19 protein-coding genes are annotated in these 17,314 nt (G+C 36.8%); 10 read left to right on the plus strand and 9 right to left on the minus strand.

Annotated features, from left to right (window positions below; all coding sequences use genetic code 11):
* Nucleotides 1–96: 96 nt before the first annotated feature.
* Nucleotides 97–288 (plus strand): hypothetical protein, encoded by a 192-nt coding sequence (locus tag R7V76_RS09720; protein WP_318092266.1) that lies wholly within the window; start codon nucleotides 97–99, stop codon nucleotides 286–288.
* Between the two features lie 320 nt (nucleotides 289–608).
* The gene (locus R7V76_RS09725; protein ID WP_318092267.1) at nucleotides 609–2,828 is read left to right on the plus strand and encodes a P-loop NTPase fold protein; all 2,220 of its coding nucleotides are present in this window, start codon (nucleotides 609–611) and stop codon (nucleotides 2,826–2,828) included.
* 222 nt (nucleotides 2,829–3,050) lie between these two features.
* Here R7V76_RS09725 and R7V76_RS09730 read toward each other — a convergent pair whose 3' ends face one another.
* From R7V76_RS09730 to R7V76_RS09750, 5 genes are all read right to left on the minus strand, one after another.
* Nucleotides 3,051–3,593, minus strand: coding sequence for an NADPH-dependent FMN reductase (locus R7V76_RS09730; RefSeq protein ID WP_440137045.1), 543 nt, complete (start codon nucleotides 3,591–3,593; stop codon nucleotides 3,051–3,053).
* Between the two features lie 78 nt (nucleotides 3,594–3,671).
* Nucleotides 3,672–4,655: a ring-cleaving dioxygenase gene (locus tag R7V76_RS09735; protein WP_318092270.1), complete on the minus strand. Its 984-nt coding sequence runs from the start codon at nucleotides 4,653–4,655 to the stop codon at nucleotides 3,672–3,674.
* A 57-nt stretch (nucleotides 4,656–4,712) separates the two neighbouring features.
* On the minus strand, nucleotides 4,713–5,147 hold the full coding sequence (locus R7V76_RS09740; RefSeq protein WP_318092272.1) for a MarR family winged helix-turn-helix transcriptional regulator: 435 nt from the start codon (nucleotides 5,145–5,147) through the stop codon (nucleotides 4,713–4,715).
* A gap of 170 nt (nucleotides 5,148–5,317) precedes the next feature.
* A complete protein-coding gene (locus R7V76_RS09745; protein WP_318092273.1) occupies nucleotides 5,318–6,055 on the minus strand; it encodes an alpha/beta hydrolase in 738 nt (245 codons plus the stop codon).
* Between the two features lie 50 nt (nucleotides 6,056–6,105).
* A complete protein-coding gene (locus R7V76_RS09750; protein WP_318092274.1) occupies nucleotides 6,106–6,456 on the minus strand; it encodes a hypothetical protein in 351 nt (116 codons plus the stop codon).
* A gap of 390 nt (nucleotides 6,457–6,846) precedes the next feature.
* Between R7V76_RS09750 and R7V76_RS09755 the strand changes: the two genes are divergently transcribed.
* Nucleotides 6,847–7,944: an ISL3 family transposase gene (locus R7V76_RS09755; protein ID WP_318092408.1), complete on the plus strand. Its 1,098-nt coding sequence runs from the start codon at nucleotides 6,847–6,849 to the stop codon at nucleotides 7,942–7,944.
* A gap of 336 nt (nucleotides 7,945–8,280) precedes the next feature.
* Here the strand turns inward: R7V76_RS09755 and R7V76_RS09760 are convergent, their stop codons facing one another.
* Nucleotides 8,281–9,000, minus strand: a complete 720-nt coding sequence (locus tag R7V76_RS09760; RefSeq protein WP_318092275.1) for a peptidoglycan DD-metalloendopeptidase family protein — start codon at nucleotides 8,998–9,000, stop codon at nucleotides 8,281–8,283.
* A 230-nt stretch (nucleotides 9,001–9,230) separates the two neighbouring features.
* Here R7V76_RS09760 and R7V76_RS09765 point away from each other — a divergent pair, with 230 nt between their 5' ends.
* From R7V76_RS09765 to R7V76_RS09780, 4 genes are read left to right on the plus strand one after another with little or no spacing between them, the layout of a single operon-like run.
* Entirely contained in the window at nucleotides 9,231–9,929 is a 699-nt protein-coding gene (locus R7V76_RS09765) for a cytochrome c biogenesis CcdA family protein (RefSeq protein WP_318092276.1), read from the plus strand.
* A 37-nt stretch (nucleotides 9,930–9,966) separates the two neighbouring features.
* On the plus strand, nucleotides 9,967–10,773 hold the full coding sequence (locus R7V76_RS09770) for a hypothetical protein (RefSeq protein ID WP_318092277.1): 807 nt from the start codon (nucleotides 9,967–9,969) through the stop codon (nucleotides 10,771–10,773).
* A gap of 55 nt (nucleotides 10,774–10,828) precedes the next feature.
* Nucleotides 10,829–12,145, plus strand: coding sequence for a sensor histidine kinase (locus R7V76_RS09775; RefSeq protein ID WP_318092278.1), 1,317 nt, complete (start codon nucleotides 10,829–10,831; stop codon nucleotides 12,143–12,145).
* On the plus strand, nucleotides 12,142–12,813 hold the full coding sequence (locus R7V76_RS09780) for a response regulator transcription factor (protein ID WP_318092280.1): 672 nt from the start codon (nucleotides 12,142–12,144) through the stop codon (nucleotides 12,811–12,813). The genes R7V76_RS09775 and R7V76_RS09780 overlap by 4 nt, the downstream gene beginning before the upstream one ends.
* Nucleotides 12,814–12,874: 61 nt before the next feature.
* On the opposite strand, the gene R7V76_RS09785 is transcribed toward R7V76_RS09780, so the two are convergent.
* Nucleotides 12,875–13,447, minus strand: a complete 573-nt coding sequence (locus R7V76_RS09785) for a YdhK family protein (protein WP_318092282.1) — start codon at nucleotides 13,445–13,447, stop codon at nucleotides 12,875–12,877.
* A gap of 183 nt (nucleotides 13,448–13,630) precedes the next feature.
* Between R7V76_RS09785 and R7V76_RS09790 the strand changes: the two genes are divergently transcribed.
* The 3 genes from R7V76_RS09790 to R7V76_RS09800 all read left to right on the plus strand — a co-directional run bounded on the left by R7V76_RS09790 (nucleotide 13,631) and on the right by R7V76_RS09800 (nucleotide 16,562).
* Nucleotides 13,631–15,145: a multicopper oxidase family protein gene (locus R7V76_RS09790; protein ID WP_404277108.1), complete on the plus strand. Its 1,515-nt coding sequence runs from the start codon at nucleotides 13,631–13,633 to the stop codon at nucleotides 15,143–15,145.
* A 94-nt stretch (nucleotides 15,146–15,239) separates the two neighbouring features.
* Nucleotides 15,240–15,566 (plus strand): four-helix bundle copper-binding protein, encoded by a 327-nt coding sequence (locus R7V76_RS09795; RefSeq protein WP_318092283.1) that lies wholly within the window; start codon nucleotides 15,240–15,242, stop codon nucleotides 15,564–15,566.
* Between the two features lie 318 nt (nucleotides 15,567–15,884).
* A complete protein-coding gene (locus R7V76_RS09800) occupies nucleotides 15,885–16,562 on the plus strand; it encodes a response regulator transcription factor (protein ID WP_318092284.1) in 678 nt (225 codons plus the stop codon).
* A 40-nt stretch (nucleotides 16,563–16,602) separates the two neighbouring features.
* Here the strand turns inward: R7V76_RS09800 and R7V76_RS09805 are convergent, their stop codons facing one another.
* On the minus strand, nucleotides 16,603–17,106 hold the full coding sequence (locus R7V76_RS09805; protein ID WP_318092285.1) for a PCYCGC motif-containing (lipo)protein: 504 nt from the start codon (nucleotides 17,104–17,106) through the stop codon (nucleotides 16,603–16,605).
* Nucleotides 17,103–17,267, minus strand: coding sequence for a hypothetical protein (locus R7V76_RS09810; RefSeq protein ID WP_318092286.1), 165 nt, complete (start codon nucleotides 17,265–17,267; stop codon nucleotides 17,103–17,105). Before R7V76_RS09810 ends, R7V76_RS09805 begins: the two co-directional genes overlap by 4 nt.
* Nucleotides 17,268–17,314: the final 47 nt, after the last annotated feature.

Raw genomic sequence — 17,314 nt, forward strand, 5'->3', positions numbered from 1 at the left:
AAATGGATGAAGAAAGCTACCGGATGCGCTATCGGTCTACTATTTTTACAGAACATACAGAATGATCGAAAAGTGTTGTGCTTAAATCATCGTAAAATGACTTTTCTTCTTGACGGTCACACTTGCGTCAAATCGACGTGCTTTAATTTACGTAAACTGAATTATGACGTGACGGTGATCACAGACGGCATTACAAGTTATGATAAGAAGAAACTGCCGGAAATGATTGAATACTACACGAAAAAGGGCAGTCACATTGTTCAATTGAATGATTTAATTCGGAATTGACTAATGCAATGCTTTCGGGCAGATGAAGTTATTAAACATCATTAAAGAAAGTTATATAGAATTTTAAGTCAGTATTGATGTGAAATAATAAAGTAAGAAGGGATAATGGACTATTGATCAAACGTATATTTACTTTAATATTAATTTGGCTTGGGTTTTCCATACTTGTAATAACAATATTTAAATTTAATGTGACTATCTACATGATTGGGTACTTTGTAATTTTCTCAATCATTAGAATAAATTTACCCCTGAAATTGAATAGATTATTTTATATAAATTTACTGATTTTCAATATAGTTTTTTTTCTGATATACATAGTGGAAAGATTCTATATTGAAAATAACATAATAACCTTTGCTACTTTTTTAGGATTATTTTTTATCTTTTTAGATATATATATAACGTCTATAATCCTTTATATAGAAAAACATAATAATATTAATCTTATAGAAGAACCTAAACTAGAATTGCTACCTCAAAGAGAAAAAGAATTAATTCTATTAGAAGAACATTTAAATAAATTTAATGTTATAGGTTTGAACGGGGAATGGGGATCAGGAAAGAGTTTTTTAATGCAAAAATTAAAAGAAAAATTAGAGGATAAATATGAATATATAGAAATTGATTTATTAACAAGTAATTTAAATGAAGTTTCTGTATTTTTAATAGAAACAATTGAAAAAAAGTTGTTGGAAAACGGGATATTGCCTAGATATACAAATAATTTAAAAAGAAATTTATCATCTGTTAAACTTTTTGGTAAGTTTCAAGATTTAATAAGTATTACTTTAAATTCGAGTGACTTGAAATCTGGTGTATTTAAAAATTTTGTTAAAGAAACAAAAAAAATACAAAACAAAAAGCTCTTGATAATTTTCGAAGATATTGATCGAATTGAGAATAAAGAAGTGATGAAAGAAATTTTTTCTATATCAGAAAAATTTTCTGGCGATAATATTAAAATTATCTATCAGTATGATGAAAATATTTTATTAGAGAAAGAATTTACATTTCAATATTTAGAAAAATACATTCCATTTAAAATGTATCTAACGCCAATAGATATGAGAGAGATAGTAGATTTCCTAATAGACAATAGATATCAAAAATTTAACAGAACTATAGTTAAAAGTGACTTTGATTTTCTTCATATTTTATATCAATCTCGATTTAATATTCTAACAAAATTTTTAGGGAGCAAAATAGAAATTGACTTTCGTTTTAAGAATTTATCCTTTAGAAAAATAGAAAACATGATTTCTGAAACTACGTATAGAATTGAAAAACACAAAGATATATTAAAGTATAAAGAAACTATAATAACTTTTTTTGTAGTGAAACATTTTCTTCCAGAACAATTTCGAATGATTTGGAATAGTCATGAAGTAAATTTATTTGACATCTTTATTTTTAGAGACAAGGCGTATAATGAATACACTATATTAGATCTAATTAATTCTAATGAAGATAAGTACCAAGAATTATTTTTTGATAATAATAATTCGTTTAAAGATGATAACTCTATAAATTATTTTATTCTAAAACTATTCAATTATAAATTAATAAATGTTGCTGAAGTTAGTGATGAGCAACGTTTTAAACATTTAAAAAAAATTGAATCTAATAACCATAAAAAACAAAATAGAATAATAAAAAAGCTTATTTATGAAGGCAAATCTCAACTAACAGATGAAGAATTTTTAAAAGAAAAATTTGTTGAGATAGTCTTAAATAGTGATAAAGATAAATCTGTAGAGTATAAAAGATTTTTAGAGTATATGTATAATTTAAAAACATATCAAACAGATAACAGAACTGTATTTTTATTAGGTGAAGATAATATAGAATCTTTGTTTAAAGCATATAATGCATCTTATTCATCAAGCGAAGAATATTTTGATTTACTTGAATTTTATTTTGAACATATTAATAAAGAAAAAATTTTAGATATTAATTTGATCAAATCATTAAATAAGGTTAGCATTGACTCTGTAGATTCATTGATAAAGTTTATGGATATATTTAGTAACTTAGATAACAAATCAAATTTTAATAATCAGAGTGAATTTTATTCTCTTATAGAAAAAGTCATTGTAGAAATTTTCGGTATGGGCGTTGTAGAATCAAGTTATAATGTAAATTATTACGAACTTACTAATTTAAATAGTGAAAATTTAGAATTGTTTAAATCTAGTCTAGAAGAACTTAAAAATGATTTAGAAGAATCAATTATAAAGATGAATCAATTAGCATTGAGTAGCTTAATCGAAACACTAAATATTACCCTAAGATTTGTTGAGAAAGTACTTATTATAATAAACACTAAAACTAACTTTAAAGAAGATGAAAAAAAGTTTGTTACAACAACATTTAAAACTGAATTTTTAAACCAAAAAACTATAAATGAAATAGTGGATATGAAAGATCAAATTTCGAATCAAGAAATTCTTTTAAGAATAAATGATAACTTCAGAAATAATTGTTTAACCATTACGGAAGCAAGTATGCTAGTTGATATGCTGAAGTTAAACGAATAGATTGTTCATTATTTTGGTCTTGTAAAATCAGAGCGTCCGATCAGTTAGCAATTTTAATAAGCCAAAAAATACGCGCCTATTTAATTAGATACGTAGTTTTAGATCGCAAACAAACCCTCACTTCAATTTTGAAATGAGGGTTTGTTTGCGATCTGTGCTCTTTTTAAACTTTTAAAAGTTCTGTTCAAAAACTTTTTAGAATGAATAAATGAGTTTTAAAAATCAGCGGATCGTTTTTAAAGCGCCAGTCCAAGGGATGACTTGATCGAGCATTTGGTTGACAGAATCTGCTTGAACCGGTGCTGCTTTTAACACGGCTCCATTCTCAAAGTCAGTGAACAGCGAGAGGGCAGGGTGGACGCGGACGTCGGCGATCAACAATTCGCCCAAAATCCCGCGTAAATGTTCTGCTGCCCGGGCACCGCCGACCGAACCGTACGAGACGATTCCTGCTGCTTTGTTGTTCCACTCTACACGGAGATAATCGAGGGCATTTTTTAAGGACGCGGCAATCGAGTGGTTGTATTCCTGCACGATGAACACAAAACCGTCTTGAGCAGCAATGGCTTCAGACCAGGCGGCTGCACCGGAAGCATCCCCGTCTTTTTCACCGAGCAACGGTAATTTGTAGTCGGCAATGTCAATGATTGTATAGTTGGCATCTCCGCGTTTGTCCGCGAGCTCTTTGACCCAATTTCCGACTTGTGGGCTTAAGCGACCTTCACGTGTTGATCCCAAAATGATTCCAATGTTTAACTTTGTCATGTTCGTTTCCTCCTCTTGTTGTGGTGTTTCCTTTGAACCAAATAGTTTACTGAATAGAGTCAAGATAATTCCTCCGTTTTACAAATATTCTTTTTCGATCTTGCGTGTGCTGCGGACGGTATCAATCGGACGGACCATTTGTTCAATCTGCTCACGCTTCGCTTCCAGGAATGGGGGTAACGATAATTTTTCTCCGACTGTTTCATACGGCTCGTCTCCCATGAAACCAGGACCGTCTGTTGCCCATTCGAACAGAATGCCGCGTGCGACACGTGCATACAAGGATTCGAAGAAGAAACGATCGACGTAGCCCGATGTGTTGAATTGTAAGTTGTGCATCCGTTCGATCCATTCATTTAAAGCGGCTGTATCTTCGACCCGGAACGCCACGTGATGGACGGTTCCGAATCCTTGGCGTCCGCTCGGAAGGAGAAGGTTATGTTCGACGATGACTTGCGCACCGTTGCCGCCTTCGCCCATTTCAAACAGATGCAGGGATCCGGATTTGTCGATTTCCCGCATCAGCATCGCTTTTTCCAGGACGTCTTTTAACCGGTCAAATTCGGCAATCCGGATGTGGATCGGACCTAAGCCGGTGATGGCGAATTCCAGTGGAACGGGACCGTTTTGCCATGGCGTTCCGGAAGAGATGCCTGCGTTATGCTCATCTGAAATCAGCATGTACTGCTGGTCATCGAAATCGACGAACGAGAGGGTCTTCTTCCCAAACTGTTCTTTGATGCCGCGATGTTTGACGTCATATTTGTCAAACCGTTTGATCCAGTAGTCAAGTGCATCGTCCGTCGGTACGCGGAAAGCAGTTTTGTAGATTTCGTTTGTGCCGTGTGTTCCTTTCGGGATGCCTGGAAAATCAAAGAATGTCATATCGGTGCCGGCTGATCCTTTGTCGTCGGCGAAAAACAGATGGTAGGTCTGAATGTCATCCTGGTTCACCGTCTTTTTGACCAAACGCATGCCTAAGACGTTGGTGAAGAACGCATAATTTTTCTCGGCACTGCTCGTGATGGCCGTGACGTGGTGGATTCCTTTTAATTCATTCATGTAAATCGCTCCCTTAGTCGTTATTATCTCGAATTCGAGATATATCGTTAAAAAATTTTAATGATTTTGGGCTTGATAGCCTATTTTTTTAGCGGTCTTAATAAAAGATTCGATTTCTGCTTGATCAATCCCTTGGAAAACCTGATTAATGGTGTGTTCATGTTCCGGGAAAATCGTGTCCATCAAGTTTTGACCGTCTGGGGAGAGTTCCGCAAATGTCACACGCCGATCCTCCGGACAGGCTTTACGGGCGACATAGTTCTTTTTTTCAAGCTTATCAATCACGTAGGTGATGCTGCCACTCGTAATCAATACTTTTTTCCCGATCAGCTGAATCGGCTGCCTTCCTTTGTGATACAGCAACTCGAGTACCGAAAAATCTGTCGGATTTAAACCGGACTTCGCGACATCCTGTTTGATGACCTCATGAAGTGCATCGACGGCACGGACCATGACCGTCAGTGCTTTTAAGTTCGGATTCGGCTGTTCCATTTCGTTCACCTCTTTTATCTTCAATTCATATATCTTTAATTCGAGATAAATATACCATCTGTTTTTGAGTGCGTCAATTGTTTTGATTGGTTTCTGATTACAGATCTAGACAGTAGGACAAAAAGAGACAGCCCGCTGAGTGCGGACTGCCTTTAAAAGGGATGAATAGATCACCAGTTCAGTTTATTTAAAAACGCAAGAATGTCTTGATTGACTGCGTTCATGTCTTTCCCTAACGTCATTAAATGTTTCGAATGCGCAAATCCTTTAATCGCTTTTTGATCCGAAGTTACGCTTTGGAAAATCTTCTCGGCACTCGTCTTGTACGAGGGGTCATCCATTTCCCCATACATGACGCAAACAGGCGAGACGACCCGTGTCAACTGGTCTCTCGTCCGGTTAATGAGTTGTTCAAAGTCGGCTAGCGAATCAAAGGGAAGGTGATGAAGTTCTGCCATTTCAGATTCGATCTGCTGCTCCTCTTTTCCTTCAAGTTGTTTATACCGCCGGCCATAATAAACGATTCGTTCTTTTAGAACAGTTGCTTCCTTATACATCGGTACGGACATGGTTACTACGCCGTTTACTTTGGAATCCTGTCCCATTTTTAGAGCAAGTACACCGCCAAGGGAAAGACCAACGACTGCTATACTTTCAAACCCTTTGTCTTTTAACAGTTGATAACCGTCGAGTGCATCCTGCCACCAGTCGGATGGTCCATACGACAAAAGGTCTTCTGCTGTCAGACCGTGTCCACTCAATGTCGGAGCGTAGCAAGAGTACTGATTTTGTTGCAAGTAGCGGCCGAGCTTTTTCATGTCGTTTGGATTGCTGGTGAAGGAATGTAAAAGTAGAACAGCTCGTTCGCCGCCTTCGTAATAAAAGGGCTTTGGGGGTAATAATTTCATGGAAGAGTAATTCCTCATTTCATAGTAGTTCTCATTTTCATGGACGTACGTTAGTTTGGCTTCACTTCGTAATCAGATAAGATTGTATTTCCGTTAGCGATAAGCATCTCTGAGTTAACAAAAGAGTTTACTAGAAAAAGCAAATTATCTTTGCTGAAAACGGGATTAATCAGTAGTGCTTTTTGTTCAAAAGCAAAACGGTTTTGATCATAATTAATTATTAGGTCTTTTAACTTTCGTAAATCATTTTTTGAGAGATCGAACAGAATGACCGCTTCATGTATCGTCGTATCTTCCATTGCATCTGGATGTAAATTTCCGAGTAAAGTCAATAACGTACGATTGTGAAATTTTAGCTTTTCGATTTCCTCTATCAAATAAGTATAATTTTCATCTGACATATCTGAGCTCATTCTCCTTTGAGTACATATGATAATATTGTATCAATTTACCAATGGTTATCGTAAGAGATGTTGAAATTTCCTGAACAGAAATGAGTTGGAGGTGTCGATTAAATGCAGTTGCCTACACGACTTGGCACCGATGAGGCCAGCTATATTCTTGTTCTATAAAAAAAGACATAAAAAAAGGATATTTTGTATGAAAACTGGCTCATCACCATAAGGTGTGGTTGACACATAAAATCCATCGGATTTTAAATCGAACATAGAAAAAAAGCGAAAACCCCGGTATCGTAATTGTTGTCTAGACAAACCACGATTGGAGTTTTCTCCTTGTCCCAACAGTTTATCAAATTAATTCTTCCGCTTCCAGCCCTTTTTCAAATCCAGATGTCGTCCGATGAAGAACCGCACGTATTTCCTGTCATTCCTGATACACATGAAATCCCTTGTCCGCTATGCGAAAAAAAGACCATCTTGCATTCGAAAAAGCGTCGTCGTTTTCGACACGGTCATGCGTGGGGAGTCGGTGCCTTGTGGATCGAACTGGATGTCCCACGTCAAAGATGCCTCTCTTGTGATTTGACGTTCGTATATGACTACGGTCTCGGACTCGTCCGTACTTCTACCGAAGTGTTCCGAAAAGGCATCACAGAACGGTGCCATGGCCGGACAATTTCAGATGTTGCGCATGAATATGAACTTCCTTATACGACTGTGGAACGGTGGTTTTATCAGTACGCTTCAGTGGATACAGTGGGACAGGCGACACACATCCTCGTCGATGAGTTCGCCACGAGAAAAGGACACCACTATGCGACGATTGTTCTTGATGCTAAGACGGGACGTCTTCTGTCTATCGTCCCGGGCCGGGACGTATCGGCGATTACGGCTGCGCTTCAAGGTGTACTGGGAGATGTTCGTTCTGTCGTCAGTGATTTTGCACCTGCGATGGCGAAGGCAACTACTCGTGTCTTCCCGAATGCAGCACATGTACTGGACCGTTTTCATCTCATCCAGTTCTTCACGGACGCTCTTCGCCGTCGGCGTCGATTTTTGAACGAGACGAAACGCCATCATCATATTCGTGTCATTGACCGTGCACTGGCTTGTCGCCCAGAAATGTTGGCTCCAGAAGACCGAGAGGTCGCCCGTTCTTGTATTCTAGAAGACGCCTTTACTCAGGATCTATATAGAGGACTCCAACATATCCGGTATGTGCTGAAGGCAACGTGTAACAGGCAGGCTCACCGAAGACTGACGGACTGGCTGGACCGTTACCAGTTCCATCCGTGCGGACCTCTCGCAAAAATCGCGAAAGCGATCCGGGGTCGTGAGGAAGCGATGCGTCAGACCATTGTATCAAGGCTATCGAACGAGAAAATGGAAGGAACGAATAACAAGATTAAGCTCATCAAGCGTCGTGGTTATGGCTACCGAAACCTCGAACGATTCTTTTTGAGATTGTGCCTCGAGCTTGGTCATTAAAATAGCAACCACGTGTTATGGTGATGAGCCAAACGATTGATAAATAGGTAAAAAATGTTAAAAGTAAGTGATACTTTGTCAGCCATCAATCGGACTAAAAGCTAAAGTACTAAAGATACTGCATGGTGATGATGTTAACTGGAGAATTTGATAGACATCTCTCTTCGGTCTTCCTCACAAAAAAAGAGGAGATAAAAAAGTAATCCACTAGTTTGGTCACTGCTTGGTATTGCAACAACCTCAATCCTTGGATTCTTCGCACTCCATCGTCGCCTTTGGTAATGAAGTTAAAAAAGAAAAGATGATGCCCGAGGACATCATCTTTTCTTTTTTAGGTTACAAATAGTTCATTGGGTTGACACTATTAGCTGCAGAATAATTGCTGTATTTATAACTGTTTTTATGAATCTCGAAGTGTAAATGATTTCCGAACGAGTTTCCTGTATTCCCAACTGTTCCAATCTTCATACCTTTAGAGACTGTCTGACCACTTTTTACGGAAAGACTATTCATATGAGCATAAACGGTTACGTATTTTTGATTCTTTAGACTATGTGAAATCATAACGTGTTTACCATATGCACCACTGTTTTTAGATGTAGTGACTTTTCCACTAGCAGAAGCATATACGGGTGTGCCTTTTGCTGCAGCTAAATCAACGCCATTATGGAATGTATAGCCGTAAGTGCCATTAGATTTTCCGTATCCTTGGGTCAATCTTCCTTTAGTAGGAGAAGCAAAAAGAGAGTCATTATAAGACGCTTTTTTGGCAACATGGCTCTTATACTTCTTCAAATAAGAACTATAAATATACCGTGTGTTCCCTTTGTAAAGTACTTTTGTCCAAGCTCCTTTTTTTCCTAAATAAGAAAAGGTCTGGCCAGTGTTAGCGACGCCTACTATTTTGTAATTGAGAGAAGGACCAGTCCGAACACGAAGATCGTCTGTCTTCACTTTTACTTTATATGCACTACTTGCTTCTACTTTTGGACTATGCATTGAAAAAGTTGTTGTGAGTAAGACACTAGAAGCGATAAGTATTATCTTGTTTTTCATTAGTTGTACTCCTTTAAAGGTAAAGATACAGTGACAGACAATTTGTTAAAAGGAGTATAGCATCACTATATTACAAAAAAGTATATCAAATTCATTTCAAAAATTTGCACGAGATTTAATCAAAAAATACATAGATTTTTCACAAACGGATTTTATGATAAAAATTAAACACATTTCTTTTTATATATCTTCTAAAAATAAATCTATTATCAGAGTGCAGGAGGAATTCGATGGAGTTATCTTTTTTGTTAGCTTTTGGAGCAGGTTTTTTATCTTTCATTTCGCCATGTTGTCTGGCTTTGTATCCCGTTTTTTTATCTTACATTACAGGGGTTTCAGTTAGAGAGTTGAAAGAAAATGAAAAGTGGAACTGGAATGGAGTTCCTCATACATTAGTTTTCCTACTTGGATTTTCGAGCGTATTTTTAGTGATGGGTTTTTCAACGTCCTACTTGGCTGATTTTTTTATAGTGTATAAAGATGTTCTACGGATGAGCGGTGCACTTATTTTATTCATATTTGGTGTTATTCTGACGGGTCTATGGACCCCAACATTTTTACTGAAAGAACGAAGATTGAACTTAGGAAAAAGAAAGCGTGGCTACATCGGAACGTTTTTGGTCGGAGTCGGATCAGCTGCTGGATGGACTCCTTGTACAGGACCAATTCTCGCTGGAGTTATTGCTTTGATCGCCACGAATCCTAGTAATGGATTTTTATATATGCTCTTTTATGTTCTAGGTTTCTCCATTCCATTTTTCTTAATGTCATTTTTGGTGGGGAAGTCAAGATACTTAATAAAATATTCTTCAAAGGTTACGAAAATAGGTGGAGGGTTTATGATTGTATTAGGTATCATATTGTATTTCGATGGTCTAACGAAACTAACGACAATATTGATCGATTTTACAGGATTTAGAGGGTTCTGACGCTCTATTTTTTATCTCGAGAGGAGATGAATCATAAATGTTTGGTAAAAACGTCCTGATAACGGGTGTAGAGGAAAACTGGAAGGTAATGGAGAACATAAAACAACTTAAACCCGCAGGTATAGATATTCATATTTCTTCAAAAGAAGGATGGGTTCGAAAGCTACTTCCGGATTTTAAATATTTTGATTCATTTTCCAATAAAGAATCAGAAGAAGGGTATATTAGTAATCTGATTGCATATTGTACTTCTCAAAAAATCGGTTGGATTATTCCTTTGAGCGAACAAGAAGCATCTACGCTATCAAAAAACAAGTTAAAAATGAGAGAAAATAACGTAACATCTATAACATCCTTTGACTTGGATAAAGCAATACTTCATGATTCATTTTCGGTTCAAGGTAATACCTTCACCTTTTCTTTTGACCAAATAAAGAATGAGTATGAATGTGTAAAGCTGGGGAAAATTGATGCATATGTCGATTATCGATCTGATGAAGTGATTTGCTGTTTTATGAGAGAAGAGCATCAACGATACCAAGATACTGTACTTTCTTATGAGGTGTTTTCTAACTCGGTTTTGAAGCAGTGTGTAGAAATAATTGCTCAAAGGCTTAACATAAAGGGTTCTTTTTCTTTAGATTATCAACGTGATTCGGGAGATATGTATACGATTACAAGAATAGAATGCTTTATGACGCATTCTACTCGCGAGGCTATTTTAAGTGATTATGATTTCGCTAACTATTTGTGGAGCAATATTCAAGGAATTGTCCTTTTGAAAGAATCAAATGATAAAAGCCCTTTTGTGTATCGCTTAAATGAAGAATACTTTCTTTTCTAAATATCTATTTTGTTTTACTTCTGAATTTAATCATCTTAAATGAGAAAGGTACTTTATGAATAAACTTTCTTTTAAAATAACACTATTTTATTTTTTCGGGATTCTTATGATTTTCATCCTCTCATCTGCTATCGTATACAATATTCTCGAACATCAACAAGTAGAAAGTGAACTGGAGAGCCTTCAAGACAGAGGCAACAGTCATCGTGATGTTCTTTCCACAAACTTTGATAAGCAAACAGTTGAACATGTTGTTTTAATGGAGGAGAAGGCGATGACTGATGTGATTATTTTAGACAAAAATAATCAAGTCGTCGATTCCTCTAACGACGCCGAACGATTTTTGAATCCGGATTGGATTCAAAAAAAGGAAGGAATCGTAGAAGGAAATTGGAGACAGGGTAAATTTTTAGTGACAGTGAGTCCTATTGAAGATGGTGGTCAAATAATCATGTTGGAGTCAACAAAGTATATACAGCATTTGATGGGGGAATTGAAACAACAAGTAGTGTTCTCTCTATTCTTGTTAGTCCTTTTTCTATTAGTGAGTGTTTATTTTTTGAGTTATATCATTATAAAACCTCTTCTATCAATGAAAGAGGCGACGGTTAAGTTAAGTCAAGGCGAGGTACTGAAAATCAGAGAAGCTGAGAGAAGCGATGAAGTAGGAGATTTAGCACGAGCAATCACTAAGTTATCTGTTGATTTACGTCATATTCAAAATACAAGAAAGCAATTTCTGACTTCGATCACACATGAATTACGTACGCCGATTACCTATATCAAAGGATATGCAGGACTTCTCAAAAAAGACGAATCGAGATTTGGCGACATTATCTACGAGGAGTCCGAAAGACTTCAAGAATTGATTGAAGACTTGTTTGAACTTGCTAGATTGGAAGAACCACATTTTCAGATAGATCCTCAGATCACAGAAATGAATGATTTCTTAAAACAGATTAGTGAAAGAATAATTTTTAAATTTGAGGAGAAACAAGTGAAATTGATTCTTCAAATTAATAAAACCCCGATCTATAAAGAGATAGATCAAGCTAGATTCGATCAGGTTCTCTTGAATTTACTCGACAATGCGCTGAAATATACAGATACGAACAAACGCGTATTTTTAAAACTAGATGAAAACGTTATTGAAGTTATAGATGAAGGTGGCGGCGTGGATGAAAAATCACTCCCGTATCTTTTTGATCGTTTTTATCGAGTAGATTCTTCACGAAATCGTGAAACAGGAGGTACTGGACTCGGTTTAGCCATCACGAAAGAAATTGTTGAAGCGCACAAAGGGACCATTGTAGCTAGTAATGTAGAAAACGGGCTGAAGGTTGTCATTGACTTGAGGGGGATTCCAGGATGAGAACCATTGCTTTGGTAGATGATGAGAATCGAATGTTAGAACTGATTGAACTTTATCTGCAAGACAGTTATACCTGTATTAAGCTGAACAGTGGAAGACAAATATTGAACATGATTGATGTAGAGGAGCCAGACTTAGTCATATTAGATGTGATGATGCCTTTAATGGATGGTTTTGAGACCTGTCAAAGGATAAGGGAAGTTTCGAATGTACCAATCATTTTATTGACAGCACTCGACGGAAAAGAAGAAATCGTAAAAGGATTGCAACTGGGAGCAGATGATTACATTGTGAAACCGTTCGACGAGGCGGAATTGAAGGCAAGGATTCAATCGATTTTCAGACGAACTACAGTTTTTTCAGGATCAAAAATCGAATCGTCGGGTCTAATCTTAAATGAAGACGCCCATGAGCTGTATTACGATAATCATTTAGTCAAAGTCACGCCAAAAGAATTTTCATTACTTGCTAAATTATTAAAAAATCCAGAACGTGTCTATTCAAGAGAGGAACTGCTCTCAAGTTTATGGTTAGCAAATGAGTGGACAGATGAACGAACGGTCGATTCTCATGTAAGAAACTTAAGAGAAAAGCTTAGGAAACTCGAGTTTCCTATTGAAGACCACTTTCGGACAGTATGGGGAATTGGTTATAAGTGGGTTCCTTGAATAAGTGAAAAAGAAGACAAGAGAGGAACGGTTAAAAAACCGTTCCTCTCTTGTCTATCGTTCATTCTGCAGACAGTTCGTCTTCAGTCACCCACTTATGATTTGTCACTTTTTCACCTGTAGTCGATTCGAAATCAATCATATACACTGTTGTTTGCTTAGCTGAATCGATGGTGGCCGTAGCATCTTTCATTCCTTTCATATGATCCGCATCTACTTTTACTTCATCGCCTACTTCATAAGGAGATGACTTGGCATCTGCAATCTCTTCTTGAATAATCCATTTATGATCTGTGACACGTTTCCCACCATTTGTAGGGTCATAAGAAATGCTATAAGCAGTAGTATCATAAGCGCCTACAACTTTTGCTTCGGCCCCTTTCATACCTTCCATGTGTGCTTCTTTGATCATCGCCATGTCGCCAACCTTAAATTTCGGGTTTTTAGCCTCTTGGAGCCCTTTTGGGACCTCTTTTGATCCAGACATGTCCATCGTCGAATGATCCATACCATCCATATTTTTATCCATACTCCCCGTTGATTTAGAATCATCACCATTGCTTCCGCACGCAGCAAGTGCTAAAGAAAGCGAAGCAGCCATAGTTGTCATAAAAATCTTTTTCTTTAATTTCATAAAAATTACCTCCTGTTTTTTTATACTTTCCATAGACTCTATCACATAAATTTGCAGAAAGTTTGCAGAGCGTAGAAAAGTAGCACATTGGAAAAAATATAAAATTCATTGGTGGAAAGACATATTTCTTTCACAATCATTCTTTAAGTTAAAAATAATAATTAGTTGAAAGGAATGATCAATGTGAAGAAAACATGGTTAATCGCAACTATCGGTATCTTTACTCTCGTGATTATAGTGGGCGGTTCGTATTTACTTCTTACCCGAGGTACTATGTCAAATAACAAACAGCACATGGGATCTATGATGAATGGAGGAAACACTAGTACAAATCAGACTATGATGGAAGGTATGGGACATGGTGCGAGTGTCGATTTAAAATCGACTGAAGAAAAAGAGCGACGATTAAACATCCCTAAGATGCTAAAAGCCGATCGTGAAACCAAGAATTCCATTCAATACACGATTGTCGCTAAAGAAGGGGAAACACAGTTCTTTCGGGATGGTGAAAAGACTAAAACTCTAGGGTATAACGGAAATTATTTAGGTCCTGTAGTGGAGTTGAAAAAAGGAAAGACGGTAACAATCCGTACGGTGAATCGCTTATCAGAAGCTACTACATTCCACTGGCACGGTCTTGTTGTACCATCATCCGTAGATGGCGGACCACATCAGGTCGTGAAAGCTGGTGAGACGAAGGTAGTAAAGTTTAAAGTGAAGCAAAATGAATCGACATTGTGGTTTCATCCACATCCAATGGGTAAGACTGCTGAGCAAGTATACAAGGGGTTAGCAGGATTATTGTACGTAAAAGATGAAAAAAATAGTGAGTCAATATTCCCTCAAAAATATGGTGAAAATGATATTCCGTTAATTCTTCAAGATCGAAAAGTTAAAAATAAAAATATTCTTGACTATGCTGATGTAGAAAAAGCAGACGGGGCTTTAGGTGATACCCTTCTCGTAAACGGGACGATTAATCCATATTTTAACGTAAAGTATTCGCAACTTAGAGTTAGATTGATAAATGGATCTAATGCACGTAACTATACAGTAAAGTTGTCTGATGGTTCATCCTTCAAAAAAATTGCTGATGATGGTGGTTACATCTCAAAAACGAAAAACGTAAAGAAAATTGATTTAAGTCCAGGCGAACGTATAGAGGTATTGGTAGATTTTTCAAAAAGAAAAATTGGTGAGACGGTTGCATTGGAGACAAATGGAGTGAAAGTCGTTAACTTCAAGCTGAAGGAGAAACAAGGAACGAGCCTAAGTGCATTGGCACCGAAAAGTGTAAATGAAAAGCTGCTCAAGACCTCATCTAAAGTGAATCAGAAGTTAACTCTCTTCGGAATGGGCAAAAATGTTGAAATCAATGGAAAGAAGTTTGATGAGACAAGAATCGATATTAAAGCAAAAAAAGGAGAGACGGAAGTCTGGGAAATCTATAATAAAAAAGACATGATGGGCGGAATGACTCATCCTTTCCACATTCATGGAGTCCAATTCAAGGTATTAGAGCGAAACGGACAGAAAATGAATGAGCAAGAAACAGGTCTAAAAGACACTATCGCCATAAAACCTGGAGAACGAGTTAAGATTCAGATGACTTTCAAGGAAAAAGGGGTATTTATGTACCATTGCCATATCCTTGAACATGAAGAGAACGGAATGATGGGGCAGTTGAAAGTAGATTAAAAAATAGGTAGCTGTTTTCATCTTTTCTTCACAAATTAAGGAAATAGGCTTTGTGTAACTCAAATAAAAAAGATGAAAAATGGAGGTTTTTTAAATGAATACTGGGCAAAAAGAAGTCTTAGATGTTCTACACAACTGTATAGTGACTTGTAATGAATGTTTTGATGCGTGTTTGAGTGAACATCATGTTTCTTCGATGGTAGAGTGCATACGTTTAGATAGAGATTGTTCTGAAATTTGTAGTCTTTTAGTACAAGCTATTTCTCGAAACAGCAGCAATATCAGTGTTCTTGCTAGAAGCTGTGTTGAAATCTGTGAAAAATGTGCCGACGAATGTTCGAAACATGATCACGATCATTGTAAAAAGTGTGCTGAAGCCTGTAATGAATGTGCAAAAGTCTGTCGTAAATTGATTGCTTAAAGATTAGCGTAAAAAATGAAGGAGCATCTATGCCTCTATACTGACAAAAAGGTATGAGCTAAAAAGGTGATGCTCCTTTATTTATAAGAATTACGATACTTGGTTATGAAAAATCTCATAACCTTTATAGACCAGTAATATGGTTAGAAAAAAGAAGGATACATAGAGGACAACGATTAAACTCTTCATAAACGCTCTCATGAAAATCAACTCCATCTCATAGTTTGAGTTGATTATATAGAAAGTTCGTGAAATTTATGAGGAAATAGCTTAACAATCATTCAGAATTAAATTTTTATGTAAAAGGTGGTGACTAGGATGGATAAAATATTAATTGTTGATGATGAAATAAGAATGAGGCAATTATTAAGACTCTATCTAGAACCAATAGGATATGAATGTAGTATGGCGAATGACGGGATTGAAGCTTTAGAGAAAGTGAAAAAAGAAACCTTCGATTTGATTTTACTGGATGTCATGATGCCAATGTATGATGGGTTCGAAGTATGTAAGAAGATAACGGATTCTCATCCCGAAGTCCCTATCATCATGATAACGGCTCTAAATGACGCTGAATCCATCGTCAAAGGACTAGATGCTGGAGCTACAGACTATGTTACAAAGCCATTTAACGGGGACGTACTTCTAGCAAGAGTTCGATCTGTCATGAGAAGAAAAGCAAAGGAACCCGTTGTATACCAAGGACTTACGTTCGATGAGAGCAACGATTTAATTGTGTTAGATGGTAAGTCGATTGATTTCACACCCAAAGCACATGCGTTACTGAGGTTATTTCTTCAACATCCAGGAAGACTATTCAACAGATTGGAGCTTTACGAATTCGTTTGGTCTTATACATCAGAATCGGATCCAAGGACAGTGGACTCTCACATTAAAATGATCAGAGAGAAGTTAAGAGAGTTAGATTATCCAATTGATAGCCATCTGAAAACAATTTGGGGAAGAGGATATCGTTGGAGTGAGGATGAAACATAATGACACTCTTGCTAGATAAGCAAAAGTGTCATTATAAAAATCATAAAGGAGTGGGTGTCGGTTTCGAGTAGCCATCTTTATAGGAAGAATCGATTTCAGAACGAATATCTTTAATCGATTCTCCATCCCGTTGCTTCAAAATAGACTTTACAGCAATCTCAAGACATGTGCTGCATGTTGTCCCGTGGCTTGTCCATTTCACCGACCCATCCGTCGTATTTTCTTCTATGAAGCAATCATAATTATTTTTGTGATTGACTGTTTCACCACATCCACAATAACAAGGCATTTTCTCTAGTAGTTTACGATTTTTCGCTACAGCTTGATAAACATTTCGTACATCTTCAGGTTGAGTTTTTAAAAACGTAGGGAGTATCGACGATGAGGATGTTTCTTCAATCTTGTCACCGCTCATATGTTTCGCATGATTGACTTCCTTTGAAGGATTGTCAGTAGAAGACTTCGTCGGGTCTTGAGCACAACCGACCGCGATCAAGGATAGGCTAATAAGGCTTACGCTTTTTAAGAGTATGTTAAGTTTCACGATGCTATTCTCCCTCGAGATAATTTTGTAGGTGCATAAAACAAAGCCTTTGAATAAGCATTTTTCGTATTTTCTAGTAGCTCATTTTTCTGTGCATGATAATATCTATTCATCCATTCGAGCATAGTTTTCATTGGTTCAGTTAATTCACGAATCGTCATCAATCGTTTGATGTATACCTCGAACTTGTCCTTCAATACCTTTTAAA

Source organism: Exiguobacterium artemiae, assembly GCF_033342815.1.
In the GTDB taxonomy this organism is placed as follows: Bacteria; Bacillota; Bacilli; order Exiguobacteriales; family Exiguobacteriaceae; genus Exiguobacterium_A; species Exiguobacterium_A artemiae_A.

Bases quoted from the DNA above. Each gene is read 5' to 3' on its own strand.
- R7V76_RS09755 (WP_318092408.1), top strand. From the start codon at position 6,847: ATGTCGTCCGATGAAGAACCGCACGTATTTCCTGTCATTCCTGATACA.
- R7V76_RS09810 (WP_318092286.1), bottom strand. From the start codon at position 17,267: ATGACGATTCGTGAATTAACTGAACCAATGAAAACTATGCTCGAATGG.
- R7V76_RS09785 (WP_318092282.1), bottom strand. From the start codon at position 13,447: ATGAAATTAAAGAAAAAGATTTTTATGACAACTATGGCTGCTTCGCTT.
- R7V76_RS09735 (WP_318092270.1), bottom strand. From the start codon at position 4,655: ATGAATGAATTAAAAGGAATCCACCACGTCACGGCCATCACGAGCAGT.
- R7V76_RS09750 (WP_318092274.1), bottom strand. From the start codon at position 6,456: ATGTCAGATGAAAATTATACTTATTTGATAGAGGAAATCGAAAAGCTA.
- R7V76_RS09745 (WP_318092273.1), bottom strand. From the start codon at position 6,055: ATGAAATTATTACCCCCAAAGCCCTTTTATTACGAAGGCGGCGAACGA.
- R7V76_RS09800 (WP_318092284.1), top strand. From the start codon at position 15,885: ATGGATAAAATATTAATTGTTGATGATGAAATAAGAATGAGGCAATTA.
- R7V76_RS09795 (WP_318092283.1), top strand. From the start codon at position 15,240: ATGAATACTGGGCAAAAAGAAGTCTTAGATGTTCTACACAACTGTATA.
- R7V76_RS09775 (WP_318092278.1), top strand. From the start codon at position 10,829: ATGAATAAACTTTCTTTTAAAATAACACTATTTTATTTTTTCGGGATT.
- R7V76_RS09760 (WP_318092275.1), bottom strand. From the start codon at position 9,000: ATGAAAAACAAGATAATACTTATCGCTTCTAGTGTCTTACTCACAACA.
- R7V76_RS09765 (WP_318092276.1), top strand. From the start codon at position 9,231: ATGGAGTTATCTTTTTTGTTAGCTTTTGGAGCAGGTTTTTTATCTTTC.
- R7V76_RS09720 (WP_318092266.1), top strand. From the start codon at position 97: ATGACTTTTCTTCTTGACGGTCACACTTGCGTCAAATCGACGTGCTTT.
- R7V76_RS09730 (WP_440137045.1), bottom strand. From the start codon at position 3,593: ATGACAAAGTTAAACATTGGAATCATTTTGGGATCAACACGTGAAGGT.
- R7V76_RS09780 (WP_318092280.1), top strand. From the start codon at position 12,142: ATGAGAACCATTGCTTTGGTAGATGATGAGAATCGAATGTTAGAACTG.
- R7V76_RS09770 (WP_318092277.1), top strand. From the start codon at position 9,967: ATGTTTGGTAAAAACGTCCTGATAACGGGTGTAGAGGAAAACTGGAAG.
- R7V76_RS09740 (WP_318092272.1), bottom strand. From the start codon at position 5,147: ATGGAACAGCCGAATCCGAACTTAAAAGCACTGACGGTCATGGTCCGT.